The 15956-nt window shown below is 55.7% G+C and carries 5 protein-coding genes; all 5 read right to left on the reverse strand.

Annotated elements, in window-relative coordinates:
* Positions 1-20: 20 nt before the first annotated feature.
* Genes OVA03_RS04535 through OVA03_RS04555 form a run of 5 tightly spaced genes read right to left on the reverse strand, consistent with a single transcriptional unit; the run spans position 21 to position 15956 of the window.
* Positions 21-12755 carry a filamentous haemagglutinin family protein gene (locus OVA03_RS04535; protein ID WP_267526984.1) on the reverse strand — a complete coding sequence of 4245 codons (12735 nt, stop codon included), beginning with the start codon at positions 12753-12755 and terminating at the stop codon, positions 21-23.
* 57 nt (positions 12756-12812) lie between these two features.
* Complete coding sequence (locus tag OVA03_RS04540) at positions 12813-13265, reverse strand: hypothetical protein (RefSeq protein WP_267526207.1); 453 nt, start codon at positions 13263-13265, stop codon at positions 12813-12815.
* Positions 13266-13277: 12 nt separating this feature from the next.
* Positions 13278-14831, reverse strand: a complete 1554-nt coding sequence (locus OVA03_RS04545) for a putative porin (protein ID WP_267526206.1) — start codon at positions 14829-14831, stop codon at positions 13278-13280.
* Positions 14832-14858: 27 nt separating this feature from the next.
* Entirely contained in the window at positions 14859-15545 is a 687-nt protein-coding gene (locus OVA03_RS04550) for an energy transducer TonB family protein (protein ID WP_267526205.1), read from the reverse strand.
* Positions 15546-15548: 3 nt separating this feature from the next.
* Positions 15549-15956 (reverse strand): ExbD/TolR family protein, encoded by a 408-nt coding sequence (locus OVA03_RS04555; RefSeq protein WP_267526985.1) that lies wholly within the window; start codon positions 15954-15956, stop codon positions 15549-15551.

Genomic DNA, 15956 nt, shown 5'->3' on the forward strand with positions numbered 1-15956 from the left:
GACGGCTCCGGACTTAATTTTCAACTATGAAGCTTCTTCAGCATGAGGGTGCGTGGCCCTACGCGAACCGCCGTAAGCCCCTGATTGTACAGCAGCTTTTCAAGCGCCTCAGCGACCGTCATGCGTCCGCGCAAAGCCGGAGCCATGCGTTGTTTCAGGATCGCTGAGTCATAAAGGATATTGAAACCAGACGCCTCGCCAATGGCGCGCACCGCCTCATCGAGCATTTGCGGTGCGATCTTGAATTCCACCTTTGGCTCTGTATAGGCCACTTTCACTTTATATTCCTCTTGCAGGGGGGCCCGGATAGCAGCGGGTGAAGACGGCGCGTCCGGTTCAACTTTTGGACACGGATTTTCTTCGGTGCCGCAGGTTTCGTCGTCGTCATAACCCGTAACCTTGACTTCGATCAGAGAGGGAGGAACGATCGATTTGTCTTTCTGGACTTGTTGAATAGCATCCTCGAGCGACTTCTTGACGAGGTCGTTTGCGGAAGAAATATCGATATCGATCGAGGTCGGAGGCGCCGCCGGTGGTACCGGAAGGCCGGTTGAGATACCCGCCACATCGATGTTATCCGTACCAAGAATTTGCACAGCAAATACGTTGAAGTTACCCGATACCCGCAGACCTGCATCGCCGGCATCGACAATACCGTTGGGTGCGATCAAATCGACATCCGCCGGTGACACCCCGTCCTGAGTGGCCAGTGTTCCGATACCTGCGCCTGTCGGCAGGCCCGCCGGAACACGGTTCATATGGAACCAGTCATTCAGGGAGTAATCGTAAAACTGCGGCGTGATTGAAGTCTTGGCACCCTTACCGGCGGCAATATCTCCATAGGAAGACCAGATAAGAACATTTCCGCCTTTCGTGGTCAGAACACGAGATTCATTTACGGTCACACTCATCCGGCTAAAGATGTTAATCTCACCGCCATCCTGAGTAATGACCCCGGATCTCAGCGCGTCACCACGCCCCATATTACCGCTCCAGTCGGGGACAGGCTGACCAACCTCGCCGGGAGACGCTGCGGCATTGGCCAGTTTAAAGGCGCCGCCAGGTATCATGAATTCAACCTTACCTCCGCCGTTAGAGATTATCCGGCTGGCATAGGTTTCGAAGTCACCGGTCCAGCGCGATTCACCGGCGGTTAGGGCTTCACCTTCGGGCTTTTGCGCTCCCGGAAACAGGCTTGCAATGGCGTTATAGCCGCGGAACGTCGTGTTGTAGCGGTCATTCTCTGTTTCGTTGGCTTCACGGCCGGTTGTACGTAGTTCCATATAGAAAATATTGCGGTAAAGCGGTGTCTTGTAGTCAGTGGTCAGCGTATTCCAATACGACCATGCCGTGTCGAGATAAGCCAGTTGCTCAGTCTGGGTTGCCAGGGGATCAAGCCCCTGCAGACGGCGGACATAATTCACCAAACCTTCGCGCTGTTCTGGGAGATAGAACTCCGGTTTTGCACCTTTGCTGGTCGCCTGAGCGGCCGTCATACGCGGGACAAGCGCATCGAACGGTGTCGCTTGCCATGCCGGTAGAGCTAGCCATGCCTCCCAGGCCGTATTCAGATACTCGGTCTGCTCGACCGCAGTCTCTAAGGGCGGCAGGTTTGAGAGGCTGCGCATATAGTTGACAAAACCCTTAGCCAGCTCCGGGGATACCAGGACCGCCTTACTGCCGTTACCGCGGGCATAGATGCGGTCAAAGAGATAAACTGGCAGTTCCCGGCCATCGCCGGCATCGGTTTTGAGGTAGCCTTCGATCTGCGCGATCAATTCAAGGTTAAGATAGTCATCCTCAAAACCCGCATAATCCGGGGTCTGATTATAACCAGTGGCAATGGCGATATCGGCTGTTTTCTCACCCGGATGCCACAATTCTCCTGCCACATTATCGTAAATGTTCGAGTCACCAAAGGCTACGCCATTACTTGTGATGCCCTTTCCATTACTAGGTATCCAGAAGTCACGACCGGTTTCGATTTCCAGGCGACCAGGACCATAAACAGAGAGATATCCATCACCAGAGAAATAAAGGCCATCGCCCGCCCGTACCAGAGACATATCGTTCAAATTATTATGTTGAACCGTGTAGTACGGAAAGTATATATGGCGTCCGGCCTGCACCCACATAGACTTCGGCACATTGATTTGACCCGTCGTTACAACATCGCCCTCCGCGGCATATATGCGCACGGGATTAGTGTCGCCTATATGAAGGTCAGGTAAATAATCTTCACTAAATAAATTATAACCATAACCTTCATTGATTGGCTTGTATCCTGCCGTCGTCAGGAAATCCACACCGACAATATCTCCATAAGACGCACGTATATTCAATGCATCTGGCATGAGTTCTCGCCGTGACTGGCTCATGTAAATGCCTGTATAGCCAGGGAAGTAGTTTTGCGCGTCCTGATTCAGGAAGGCGAACGGATCATTGACCTGGGTTCCTTGACCGAAGAAGACATTTTCGCGGGCCAATATGTCCAGGTTGCCCGTCGGTGACGGTGCCATGTACATACCGCCTTTGATTTCGACATTGCCGGCCGCGGCGACCGCGCTTACCGTGCCTGGCCACATAGCCGCCACAGACGAGAAGAGTGAGTCATTGCCGTTATAGTTATATACATGCAGCGGCAACACGTACCCGCCATTCTTATTCAGGATTTGGGTGTTGCCGTAATTATTCCATATTTTAACATCCCCACCAGCAGAGAACAGATCAATGCGGGCATCAGGTGTATAGCTGACAAAACTCGGGGCGAAATTCTCTGCATTACGGCTATCACCGATGCGGATCATTGTATTTTCCGCTCCGTAGGTGCCGCCGCCACCGAAAATGTTATCAGTGGCCGCTTTCATGTTAAATGGATCGGCGACAATATCGAGATTCAGGTCCCCACCGCTTTGCAATTCGAACTGACCCGACGATGTGAACAGCATGGTATAGATATCGTAGGATCGTAATTGGTGGCCTTCATATCCCCGCTGACGACTGGCCACAAGTTGGTGGGTTGAGGTAAAGGCCCCGCCCGCCGTAATCTGTGCCAGACCGTCGGCGACATAGAAGTTACCGGTGCCAATATTGCCCCCCGCCCGCAGGCTCAAATCACCGCCGCCAGTTAGATGCAAGGCCCGCGCCTTATCCTGATAACCCCCGGATACACGACCCGTATTGGGAATATTGACCGTCAGATTGGTGATATTACCGCTGGCTTCTATATCGATATTGCCACCGCCTAACGCACCAATACCGGCCTGATATTTATCGAAGCGGACAAACCAAGTCAGTTGTTCGCGGTCACGGCCCAGGTTGGTGTTACCGCCACTGGTAAAATCACCATTAGCTTCGGTCTTGCCGTAACGCCACAACCATGCGGTCGGTAACTGATTACTGGCCGAACCGATGATGTCGCCTTGCGTGCGTACGAAAATATCGCCGCCGCCCTGCGTATAATAGCCCTTCATACCCTCCCACTCATCTCCATCAGCCCAAGTCGGCAGACGGGTTGGGGCTTGGAAATCGGCTATATCCGCAGCCGATTCGCCGGCTGTATATATTACGGACGGGCGGTATTTCAGGACCAGATCTCTGCCACTGGCCAGGTTGAGTCCGCCCGTGCCGGTGCGAACCAGATACCCGGTGGAATTATCCCACTGGACATTGCGCGGGTTGCCGTAGCGGGCATCCTGCTCATAGGAGTACAGCGGCTGCATAAAAATGGTCGGGGGATTATAGCCCCCCTCGCCATTAGCAATCACGGGTAGCGGACGTCGGCCATAGCGAGCGGTGTCAACATAATCGCCGGTTACCGGATCTTTCTGGATCAGAGCGCCTGTGTCCGGGTCAATATAGAGCCCCGTAGCCGCATCACGTTCAAGTTCCAGGAACCCATAATAGGGATTATACTCATTCGGATCACGCAGGAAGTTCCCATCGGCATTCTTTTGATACAGGCGGTGCTCAACGGTTCCCGATAACGGCCCACTGGTAATCTGAATACGGTAGAACTCAGTCGTGTCTGCTGTGCCACCAACGATAATTGACCCCTTGCCGTCTTCTAGTTGGCCCGTCGGCAAGACTGCCAGAGAGTTCGGACTTGTGGTATTGGCACCCGCCGTCAGATTAAACGTCCAGGCATTACCACCAATCAGGCTGGCATCGGCGGTAGATCCGTCGAAGCCATCGGACAAGTTAGCATTGATCAGAAGGTCGCCCTTAGCGCGCAGGGTCAGTACCCCCGCTGACTGTTCAGACCCGAAACGCAGAGTGTGCAGATCCCAGTCTTTGACCAGTTCCATATCACCATTGCTACGGAGTTCAATCCCTGGCGTGACGGTGACTCCTGAGCCCAGACGAGCCTGAATGGTGCTCGCATTGGCCATGAAATTTACAGCGTCCGCACTCACCGTATCAATTACGCTCTGATCGATGATGCCGACATCATTATACACTTTAAAGCCTTCGGCTATGACCGAGCGGGCACCGGTGATGCTACCGGCTACCTGACCGATACCCAGATCACCGCCCATCAGTTGCGGTGCCCGTAACCGGATGGTACGCCCCCCTTCCCCTGTGCCTGATACATCAATCAACGATCCGGCCATAAGATTAACGACGCCGCCATTTTTACCAACCGTCTCAAGGAATACGGTGCCACCGGCTCCGGCTGTACTGTTGGCGCGCGCCAGCAGCTTCCCGCCACTGGCAAGCACGACGTTTTCGGCGGCCGAAAGTTGTATACGCCCGCCACTGTCACCCAGGGTCTGAACCGTACCGGACACCAGAATATCGCCATCGTTGGCGATGACCGCGAAGTCCTGCGCCTTGACCGAACCTGTTATATTGACATCACCGTTGTTGACCTCAAAACGACGGCTCTGAAGGAAACCGCCTTGATCCAGACGCGTGTTGAGGGCAACAAAATCAGCAAGATTCAGGCTGATCTGTGAGAACGCCCCTGATCGGAAACCTTCACCGGCACTGCCCTTGACCTGACCTGCCAGGCTAACCTGTCCGAGGCCAGCCGAGACATTCACGGCACCCGCGTCACCCCCGGCTACAGTACCCGACACATCGATGATAGCATTACTCGCCATATCGATGTTCCCGCGATCCGAAACCAGATTGACTGAACCGCCGCCTACACCGACCTCTACGTCGAATATCTTGCTGACATTGCTGGTCACATTGATCGCCGAGGCATCAGTCAGAGTGACGTTGCCATCGCGTGCCCGCAGGCTGACTGTGCCGCCCGTCAGGCCAATACGGCCCTGATTGATGATGCTGGCTCCGGTGATCCCAAGCGTTGCCCCCAGGGTTTCAAATGTGGGCAGTGTCGCATTGCCGTTGGTTTTAATGGCAACCGCACCCTGCGCATCGAGGAACAACCGTGCCCCGCTTTCAGCCGTAATATCTGCCGCTTCGAGCGTAAGTGTCCCCGGCAAGTAGAGCGTGCCGTCATCGCGACCGATAACGCGCGCCTTCGCCGCGACCGTGACATCATTGAATCCCGACAGCCACTTGTTCTGGCCGGCGAAGTAGATGTTGTCGCCCTCAAGCAACAGGTTAGCGCTACCGGCCGTGGACGTGGCCGTACCACCATTGGCGTTGGTAAGCGTCAACGATTTACCGCTGATTGTAACCGTCTGGCCGCCGGCGTTCACAGCATTGATCTGACGGCTGTCGAGCGTAAGACCGCCACTGGCGCGCAATGTGGCGCCACCGTGGAAATCAATGCTGCCGTAAGAGCGCAGCAGGATGTCGTCAGCCGAAGCCAGCGCACCCAGAGATCCTCCAGAAAATACCAGCCCCGTGGTCCCGGACGGCACCTCCCCGACACTTATCTGAGAAGCTGACGCACTGATTTGCTTCGTGCTCAGTACCGCACCCGTAGCAAGACCTGTGTCGCTGGTCGCGTCAAGGGCCAGAGATTGACTGCTCCTAAGTGTCGCCCCGTTGGCCACCGTTATGTTACCGGCTGGAACTATTGGGGCCAAACCCTTGGCTAGGCGCTGCGTATTGATGGCCGTTAGCGCTGCCGGATCGGCCACTAACGCGTCCAAAGCGTCTATGGCTGTGATATTACGGAGTATATCAACCTGCTCGCTGGACGACAGGCGCAAGACTGCACCTTGATCGAATTCACCGTGTACCTGGACGTCGTCCCAATCCCAGGACGTACCCATGTCATCAATAAATGCCGCAATACCAGGACGGATGCGCAAATCGCCTGATGAACCGCTGATCTTACCGCGCGTTTCAACTGTTGCTCCTTCGCGCACCTCGATGTTGCCGGTTGACGCGAATAACAGTTCCGGCCCGAACAGGATGGAACCCTTATTGTCGATAACGATATCGGTCGCGCCGACATCAATTTCCAGATTGATCGCACCTTGTTTACGCACACCGCCCAGCAACAAGCTCTCCGCCCCAAAGCTGTTCAGACGCTCGCTGTCAAGTATAAGATAGTCACCGTAGAGTGAGCGGTCTGTAGCCGCCCCTACGACCGCAATCTTTTGACCTTTGATATCGGCGAACCCGCCACGACCGCCTTCTGCCGCCGCTGATTTCAGGGTGGCGTTCAGTATAAGCTGCGAACCGGCATCAATAACGACGCTACCGCCGTCTAGCGGGATACGCGGAATTTCCCCAACCGGACGGTTGGTACGTAGGGCTTTTTTAAGGAACGCTTCCGAGACGTAAAACTTATTGGCTGAGGTTTCGATATATTGTGATCGTTCACGCAAAGTCTCACCGGGCATAACCAGGAATCCATTGGTGCGTGTATCAGTATATTTTGGAAGACCATTCGTACCGGGTATGTAGCGATACCCCGCCTGAATGGTTGAGCCATCATTCAGTGCACGGTTTTCACTCAAAACCATGTCGTTGAACGCACCGTAATGATGGTTGGCCGTGACGCGGAATGCACCGGGCAGTAGGGCATATCGGGCTGGCAGCAGGGTGTAATAACCCGCTGCCAGGCCACTGCCACCGGAAAGATAGACCTTCTCCCCAATCGATGGACCGTTGCCATTACCTATCCCCACAGGGGCTATATCGGCATCATATCCGGGAATAACGGCAAAGACCTCACTTGCGTCATTCACCCAGTTGTAATCAGCATCGCGATAACCCGTCAGCCAGTCATTGGAACCCCCGATGCCGGAAACGAACTCATACGCATAAAGGTCACCGCCGCCGGTAACATCGAGGACCGCCCCCTGCTGAAGATCAAGTGTATTCGCCGTTAGATTAACCGCCTTTGCCGGCAAACTGGTTAGTTCAAGCCCTGTGATCGGGTCGATCCAGGTGTCCCCACTGCTGGTAAATCCGTAAGGTATCAATTTGCCGTCAGCAGAAACTGAGGTCAAACTGCCGGGTAAGAGCGTGACTGTGTTGGCCCCGGGAGTACCGTCATTGATCCCAATTAGATTTATGGTGCCAAATGGTGAGCGAATGGTGCCGCCTTGGTTAATACGTGGGGCCTTAAGCGATAGTATCGCGCCGGCTTCGTAAGGACTTGCATTAATCTTACCGCCATCGTCTTGCTTTAAAATAGTCAGAGTATCGCCGGCCTCGATAGTGAAATCATTTCCGGTGACCGCATAAATCTGATCAGCTTTTAGATTGAGATTGCCCGGTGTAGATATAGATCCAACCGGTCGTACCAGAAGCCCTGGTCGAGTTGGCGCGGATAAGCGAATGTCTCCACCGCTGGCCAGCGTTACATCGGAATAGCCATAAAACGACCCCGCAGCGGCCTGCAGATGATTGCCAGCTTTGATCTGGAGGCGGGTGTCGGAATTGACAGGTTCAAGACCGAGGCCCTTTAATGCTTTATCATAAAGCGCCACATTAAACGTGCCGCCTGATACAGCGGCTTCGCCAAGCGTTACAATATCAGCGTTGATCCTGACATCAGCCCCTGTCGTGCCCATAATGCGACCGGCGCTGATATCGATTTGGTCAAACACATGGCTGCCGTCAGCCTTATAGCCTCCCAGAGTTAAGTCACCGGTAAAAAGGATACCGGGCGACGCGCTTAAGGACAGGCCCGAAAAACCACCCGCTGCGATATTTCCTGGCGACAGGCGGGTGACCGGTGTCGGGCGGGATACCGGACTAATAAATTCATACCCGACTAATTGCTCAAAGAGCTTAACCAGCCCGGTCTCAACCTGTACAGGTGCTATTGCACCCTGGTCAGGAAAGTCCGCGAAGTTATCGCCTATAACCAGCACAGGGGCGGCACCTAAAGCTGCGACATCAATCGCGCGCAGGATATCAACCAGTTCTTCGTTGTTGCTGATAGTATAACCCGGCGAGAATTGTATGTCAGGTAAACCCAGAGCTTCCCAGGCAATCTTGCTAAGATCCGTTCCAAACAGGCTGCTTACGGTATTACCGTCGACATCTGTGATGGAGCCACTCTCAAATAGCCATGCAATTTGCTCATACGCATTCTCGGGCGTGACATAAGGGTTTATGTCACGTCGGGCCTCATAATCCGACGAGAAACCTATCGAGAAATTTCCCCCGCGGGCGCCCTCTCCGCCAGCCTTGCCAATATAGGTGGCCTCGTTGATATTCATCGCCGTGCCGCTGATCGAGATAGATCCACCATTTGACGCAACCGTGCGGGGCTGACGCACTACGGCACCGTTTGTTTTAGTGGCAATATCGAAGGTTGCTGAGGTGCCTGACACGTCCAGCACGGCACCGCCTTCGATATTCAGATCAAAAGCAGCTAAGGTAATCGAACCACCATTCAGCACGATACCGTCCGTGAGTTCGCGGCCCTGGTTATCAAGCGTGCGCGTCAGCATCAGGGCAAAACCGGGAGCCATAAGGCGCGCCGTATCATGAACCGTCAGCTTTCCAAGCGCACCATCAGTCGCACCGGCTGAAACATTTATACTGCCGCCGGGGGCCAAAAGGCTGCCGTAGATATCGACATTCAAGGCCGAGAGTCCCAGCGCACCGCCCGCTTGAGTAGACAAGGTACTACCTTCGCCCAACACGACCGTACTAATACCCGTAAGGTTGACGGTAATGCCCTTGCGCAAGGCCGGTATCCGCAGTTCCAGCGGCAAAGCCCCGATGGTTGTGATGTCGTAAATATCACTACCCGAAGGCGCGTAATAGGCCGGCAACACACCTTTTATCGGGTCACTGTCCGTCAGTTTCATAACGGCACTTGACGCCGCGATCTGCGTATCCTCGGCGATCGTCACACTTTTGCCGCTTAACGAGATAGAACCGAACCCGCTATTTTCAAAAAAAGAGGGCAGGAATTGCAAAGCTTGACGTGAACCGTCGGCGGCATCAGCAATTGTACCGCCAATCAGGATATCATCTCTCAAGGCTGACAGGCTGAATGCGCCGTTGCCGCCTAGCCCGTAAGCACGGGCATGTGACAACGCTCCCAGATCCAGTTCAGCGTTACTAAGCAGATCAGCCGAGACAATAAGGTCGCCGCCCTTACCGAGTTTGAGCTTGCCATTACGGTCCGCCCACCCGCCGCCAGAGGAATCAATGACCATTGTATCGGGCAGGATAAGATCGATATTGTCGACAGGTTCATCATAATCGGCATAGGTGGCGCTCAAGGTAATTTTACCGCCATTTATACGTGGCGATTTATCCAACGCTATGGGCTCGTCGATTTCGAAATCGCTGTACCAAGAACCGCGCGTATTCAGTGAACTGTTAGCACCAAATTCCAGACCTTGGGCGGCGAAGCTCAGATTCCCCCCCTCAGTACGCACCTTACCTAAAAACTGCATCCGGTTGGATGCGGTGAGGCTCAAGGAAGCCCCTTCGGCAAGATTAAGGTTTACTCCCTCCTCCACGACAACAGCAAAACCGGGCAAGGGCGCAAAATCTATTGAGTCAGGATCCGTCCGACCTTTTTGAGTAAGCAAATAGCTGCCCATGGTCGAACGATTGAAGAAGTCGTCCGAAACCAATGTCGAATTATCAGAGCGGCGGCCTTTACTGCCAAACTCATCGGTCGCGTAGTCGAATTCTTCGCCAAAGAACTCACCAAACGTATCAGAAAGTTTATCATAAAGTCCAAAATTAGCATTCAGTATTTGCTCATTGGCGGCAATCAGGATGCTATTGCTGACATACTCGGTTTCGGATTCCCCGGCATTATTGAGTATGAATTCGCCGCCTTTGGGCAAATTGCCGCGCTGATAACGCCCGGCAATGGTTTGGCCTTTTAACGTACCCTGCAGCAATACGTCAGGGGCTAAGATTTCAATCGTGCCACCCTCACCTCCGTGCTGGTAGCTGGTCTCGAACTTGCCCTGGGTCGCCGTCATCAGGGGGATATTATAGGTGGTCTGCTGACCCCACTTGGTATCATAAACCGTCCACTGATTGGCCAGACCCATATAGAGCTCATCCGGATCGGCTTCGCGGATATCGATGATCGAGCCATCCAGACGACGCAGCAGGGTCGTGTAGACATAGCCGTCCTTATAGGTCGTCACGCCGCCGGATACGTCGATCACCGAGCCCGACTTCATGATGAAGTCGTCGTCGGTATCCAGAGTAAATGTGCCACCTTTGCTCAAGAACTGCGCCAGTGTGCCCTGGATCAGGTTGTCGAAGCTTTCCCAATCGGCAACATTGGTGCCATAGCGGCGATCGACGGAAATTTCCTGACGGTACAGAACACCGTCGCGTTGCAGGGGCGAATCCTTAAGCTGGGCAGCGTAAAGCTTGCCCTTGACCTGATGGAATCCCATTTCCAGCGTGGTGTCCCATCCTGACAGATCTATGGTCGCCCCGCGCTCCATCAAGAACCGTGCGCCATCTTCGTTATCCAGATTGGCGGATTGCCCTCGGTTATTCCAGAAGACGTGGTTAGTGGTATCCAGCAGCACCTTCATATTGCCGCTTGGCAGGTAAATGACTGAATCCTCCTGCATGTGGATACGGCCGGCATTGATCGTCAAATTCCCGACGATCTGGTTGCCTTCACTCACCGGTAGGGTATCAGTTGATTCCAGATCAGGCGTGATCTGGGTCAGGCTGCCCTTGCCAAAAATCACTGAGCCGTGGCCCATTACGGCGGGGCCGTCCATTTCATTGCCCGGATATTCGCGGTAGTCGTACATTAGTGGCGAGAACGTCATATTACCGCGGAACTGCGCGGTCGAGGTCATCTCGATTGCGCCCATCTGCTCCAGATTCCAGCCCCGGAAATCGACCGAGCCGCCCCGCTTGGCCGATATAATGCCTTCGTTGCGGGCATGGAAACCAACGGCTTCGGTGCGGACAGCTTGCTGATTGTTCAAATACTTGACGATCAGCCCGCCCATGTCTTCCCAGCCACCGCGCTGCCCCAGCACAACGGTAGAAAGCTGATTTCTCTTGCCGTAATCCAGTATATCGCCTTCCTGGTAGGCGTCGCCGACAACCGACCTGACAAACTCCAACCATGGCTTGCCACTGACTGCAGTCAGCAATTGTTTGTAGTCTTCCGTAATCGTGCCTCCGTTATTCCATGGCGCTTCCGGATCGCCCGGATAGTTGTAGGAGACATTGATACGTGGGCCGGTAATGCCGTTATGGGCGCCGGTGAAAACATTGACCGTGCGGTTATCGGCCCCTTTGGTCAGATAGATGTTATCGGCCGCGGCCAAAATCACCTGGCCTTCATCAAAAACCTTGATGGTACCTTTATTTGTAACATTTGGGCCGAGCAGCATAACTTTACCGCGCGCACCTGTGGAGATTACGCCGTTTGTACCAACTGTGGTTACATAGCGAAGCGGATCGTTGGGATCAGACGCGGGCGGTGGCGCTTCGAGCAACTCACGAAGGCCCTTGTTGGGTTCAAAAACGTAGTTCCAGCCATTGCTGAAGCTTGGCGCGGTTCGGTCGCCGTCATACGGTGCAAATATACCGTATGATAAGAAATTACGATCTTGAATGTCGAGTGACGAGACTATGACCTGTTGGGCATCGATCTTACCGTCAACGAACAACCCTTCACGCGAAACTAAAAGTAGATGTCCACCGGCTTTTATATCGCCCTTGATTTGGGTAGCACCGCCCGTCAGATGTGACCTGTTGAGTGCGACCCAATCTGATTTTTGCTGCTGGAACTTGAGGACTTCACCGGCCTGCAAGGACATGTCGGACCAGTCGAGGATGGCTTTTTCCCTGGACTGGACGAGGGTTGTGGTTTTGCCGTCGATCAGGACGTCAGAGACGCCCTGACCGGTGACGAGGGTGCGGGTGTTGATCTTGGCGTCTTTGCCGATGAGGACGCCGTTGTCGTTGAGGACAAAGACCTTACCGATGGCCCTGATTTCGCCATTGATTTCGGCCGCCTGATTGCCGTGGACGCGGTTGACGGCGATCCAGTCGGCCGACTGCTGCTGGAACTCCAGCACTTCATTGGTTTGCAGGCGGAAGTCTTCCCAGTCGAGCAGGGCCTTGGCCTGGGTCTGCTGGATGGTCATGAGCGCGCGGCCATCCACGTCCGTGCCGATGACCGGGGCGTTGGCGCCGGTCCACTGAGCGACCTGCGCATTAGGCCCGGTGCCGATGATCCGTCCGGCCTGGATGCCCACCATGTTGGCAAAGGGTTCCGCGGCAAGGGCGGGCGAGACACTGGCGGACGAGACGCTGGCAGCCAGAGCCAGAACCATCAGGCTGGCGCTGGCTTTAAGCCGGCGTGAACCGGTCAGACCGGTACGGGCGGAGGCGGCGATGCGGGACATGGAAGACTTCCTGTAATCAAAAATTATATGGCGAACATATCAGGGGTAGCGGCGCGGTTACTCAGAACCCGCGCCATCAGTTTTGGGTTTGGCCAGATCCTGTTCCATGCGGGCCTGAACGCTGGGTGGCAGGGTGGTGTCGTAGACACGCGCGGCCCGCAGACGATCCTCATAGGACTGCTTGAGGTTTTCCATCTTGACGCGTTGGGCCTGCACGAAGGGCTCTAACGAGTGCTTGCTCAGACCCTTGTCGGCGATCTCGGAGGCAATCGCATAGAGTTCAGCATTACGCTGAACCCCAAGGGCGATCAGTTCGTCCTTGAGAGCCAGTTCCGCCCGCAGGCGCTCGACTTCCTGACGGGCGTTACTGGCCACCGTGGTCTGCTGGCGCAGATCGGCCTCAAGCTGGGCCACGGTTTTGGGGGCCGGCGATGTCTGAGCGTAGGCGGGCGCGCCTGAGATCACCACAAGGGCCGACGATACCATGAGAAGTTTGGAGAGAAAGGTCATGATCATCCCTCCTTAAAAGCGGGTGTTGAAGTTGAGTTGCAGGACATCGACCGAGAACGGCAGGCCGTCGATCGAGTCCGACGACAGCCAGGTCGCGCTCACGCTTGAGTTTTTATAGACGCCGTATTCCCCCTCAAGGATGTAGCCTTCGCTGTCGGTGCCGCCGAGGCCGAAGTCGGAGTCGGTAAACACGTCCAGAACCGCATCGGCTTCGACATGCTTGAAGGCTGCCGCTACCCGCCACTGGTTACGCTCAGAGACAACCGGATAACCGGCATCAAAGCGGATCTGATAACCGGTATCGCCGGAGTCCTGCAGGCCCAGGGCCAGCAGTTCCGCCGTGTCGTGACCCTGGTTTTTGACCACTTCGCCGGAGAGGCGGTACTGACGCGGCCCTGTGCCGTAAGTAAGCTGACCGGTAAACGCCATCAGTTCATATTTGGAGGCCAGACCCGCGAGGAAGGTCGTGCCATCGGTGCGCAGATTGACCAGTGAGTTGCCCTTGGACAGGTACTTCGGCGCTGACCAGTCGGTCAGGCGCGAGTTCGGCGCATTGACCGTGCTCTGAACATTGCTGAAGTCGTAATAGCTGACGGCGGCCTTGTAGCCGAACTGGCTGGCAAACTGGCCGCCGACACCGGCCTGCGCGGCATAGAGGTAGCTGTCGTCGTAGATTTCGCGCTCCTGCAACGGCAGAACCGCCGCCGTGCCAAAGATCTTCAGGCTGTCATTAAAGCCATAGTCACCAGACACAGCCAGACCTTCAAGATTGATGTCCGCATCCCAGACCAGATCGGTCGCGTAGAACGGATTGGGCATCCGGCCCGCCGTCAGGGTCAGGCCCTTGATCGGCTTGACATTGACATAGGCCTGATCGATCCAGATTTCATCCTTGGAGAAGTAGTCGCCAAAGCTGGTGTTGGTCGTTACCGGATTGTTGTCATTGCCCGACGCCAGACGTAAGCCCACCGACACCTTGTCATTAATGTCCGCCTCGAACTTGAGACGGGCGCGGTAGTTGGAACGGCGACGGTCGATGGTTGAGTTCAACAAAGGAAAGCCGTCAGCGATATTAACGCCACCGGCGCGGTTGATAGCGGCGGCATTCGGGAATACCGGCGGGTTGCCTTCGACCACGATCCCGTTGGTGATGACCGAGGTCGGGAAGTCTTCATTCTGGAAGCGGGCGCGGAAGTCGCCGCTGATCTTGATGCGGTCCACCCAATCCGGCAGAGTGTTGGGTGCCACCCAACCTTCGGACTTGGCCTGAGCGACCACTTCCTGCTTGACCTCAGCCTTGATCTGCGCGCGCACGGTTTCCGGCACATAGGCGACGTCAATGGTCGTGGAGGCGGTCTTGGCGGCCTCAGTTTCGCGCTTGGCGGCATCAGCCTGGCGGGCCTTGGTCAGGATCTCCTGAGCCTTGGCATGAGGAATAACCCCCTCATCGACCAGCAACTGCAGGATTTCAATGCCGACATCGCTGGACTGAGCCAGGGCCGGTGTGGTGACCGCCAGCGACAGGAGCAAGGCGCTGCCGGCAAAAAGGGAGGTACGAAGAGACATGGTCAGGTTTCCTTTAAGTCGCGCGGCTTAACCGGCGGATCGTTTCAGATTGATAGTGAGATTGGTCGAACCGCTAATGCCGGGCGGACGCCCACGGCTCATGGGAGCGATCTCGGACAGGACCGCGCGGATGTGCGCATCAAGCTCCGGATCGCCTGTACTGGATAACAAACGCGCTGAGGTGAACTGGCCTTTCGCATCGATATTGACCGCCACCCTGACACTGCCTTTGGCGCTTCGGGTGCGCGGATCGCGTTGCAGGGCGCGGGTGATGTGGAGGGCCACCGCCGCATCCCAGTCACCGCCGCCCCCGCCGCCGCCGCGACCAAACAGGCCCCCGCCCTTGCCGGAGCTCAGGCGAAAGCTGTCAGATCCCGCATCCGCCAGCCGGTCGAGACCGGCGGCTTCTGTGGAGGGTGACGGTGGTGCGTCTGAAGGCTGCTCAGACGGCGTGGGCGACGGCGGTTGCGGCGAAGGCTGCTCAACCGGCGCAACTTCTTCGGGTTCCTCAATCACCTTTTCTTCCGGCTTGGGCGGCTCCGGCGGCGGTGGCGGGGTGGCCAGGGCAATTTCCTGGATCACCCGCTCCGTGCGCACCGCGTCGCCCTTGGGCCATAAGTACATGACGGCCAGAACCAGGGCGGCCAGAACAATCACGCCCAGCAGGATCACCGGCACGTTGTCCCGCAGCCTGAACTTGGGAGGTTCAATCATGACCTACGAACTCCGTACGCGTTCGCTGACCAGACCGATCTGGGTGATACCGACACGACCGCACACATCCAGAACTTCCATGATGCGGCCATATTGAGAGACACGGTCCCCCTTGATGACCACGGGAAACTCCGGCGTGGTGGACTTCAGGGTCCGCAACTCGGATTCCAGCTCATCCAGCGTCACCGGAAAGGTGTCGAGATAGATCTGGCCGGCACTATCGACCGTGATCGCCTTGGTCGTCGGCTGGGCCAGACTAAACGAGCTTGACGCCTTGGGCAGGTTGACCTTGACGCCCTGGATGGCGGCCGTCGTCATCAGGATGAAGATCACCAGCAGCACGAAGGTCAGATCGACCATCGGCGTAATGTTGATGTCGTCGTAGGGTTTACGCTTGGATTGAAGTTTCAT

This window comes from Asticcacaulis sp. SL142, from assembly GCF_026625745.1.
Classification (GTDB): domain Bacteria; phylum Pseudomonadota; class Alphaproteobacteria; order Caulobacterales; family Caulobacteraceae; genus Asticcacaulis.

What these genes read in the sequence shown, in the direction of transcription:
- OVA03_RS04555 (WP_267526985.1), bottom strand. Translation starts at nt 15,956, where the DNA reads ATGAAACTTCAATCCAAGCGTAAACCCTACGACGACATCAACATTACG.
- OVA03_RS04540 (WP_267526207.1), bottom strand. Translation starts at nt 13,265, where the DNA reads ATGACCTTTCTCTCCAAACTTCTCATGGTATCGTCGGCCCTTGTGGTG.
- OVA03_RS04545 (WP_267526206.1), bottom strand. Translation starts at nt 14,831, where the DNA reads ATGTCTCTTCGTACCTCCCTTTTTGCCGGCAGCGCCTTGCTCCTGTCG.
- OVA03_RS04535 (WP_267526984.1), bottom strand. Translation starts at nt 12,755, where the DNA reads ATGTCCCGCATCGCCGCCTCCGCCCGTACCGGTCTGACCGGTTCACGC.
- OVA03_RS04550 (WP_267526205.1), bottom strand. Translation starts at nt 15,545, where the DNA reads ATGATTGAACCTCCCAAGTTCAGGCTGCGGGACAACGTGCCGGTGATC.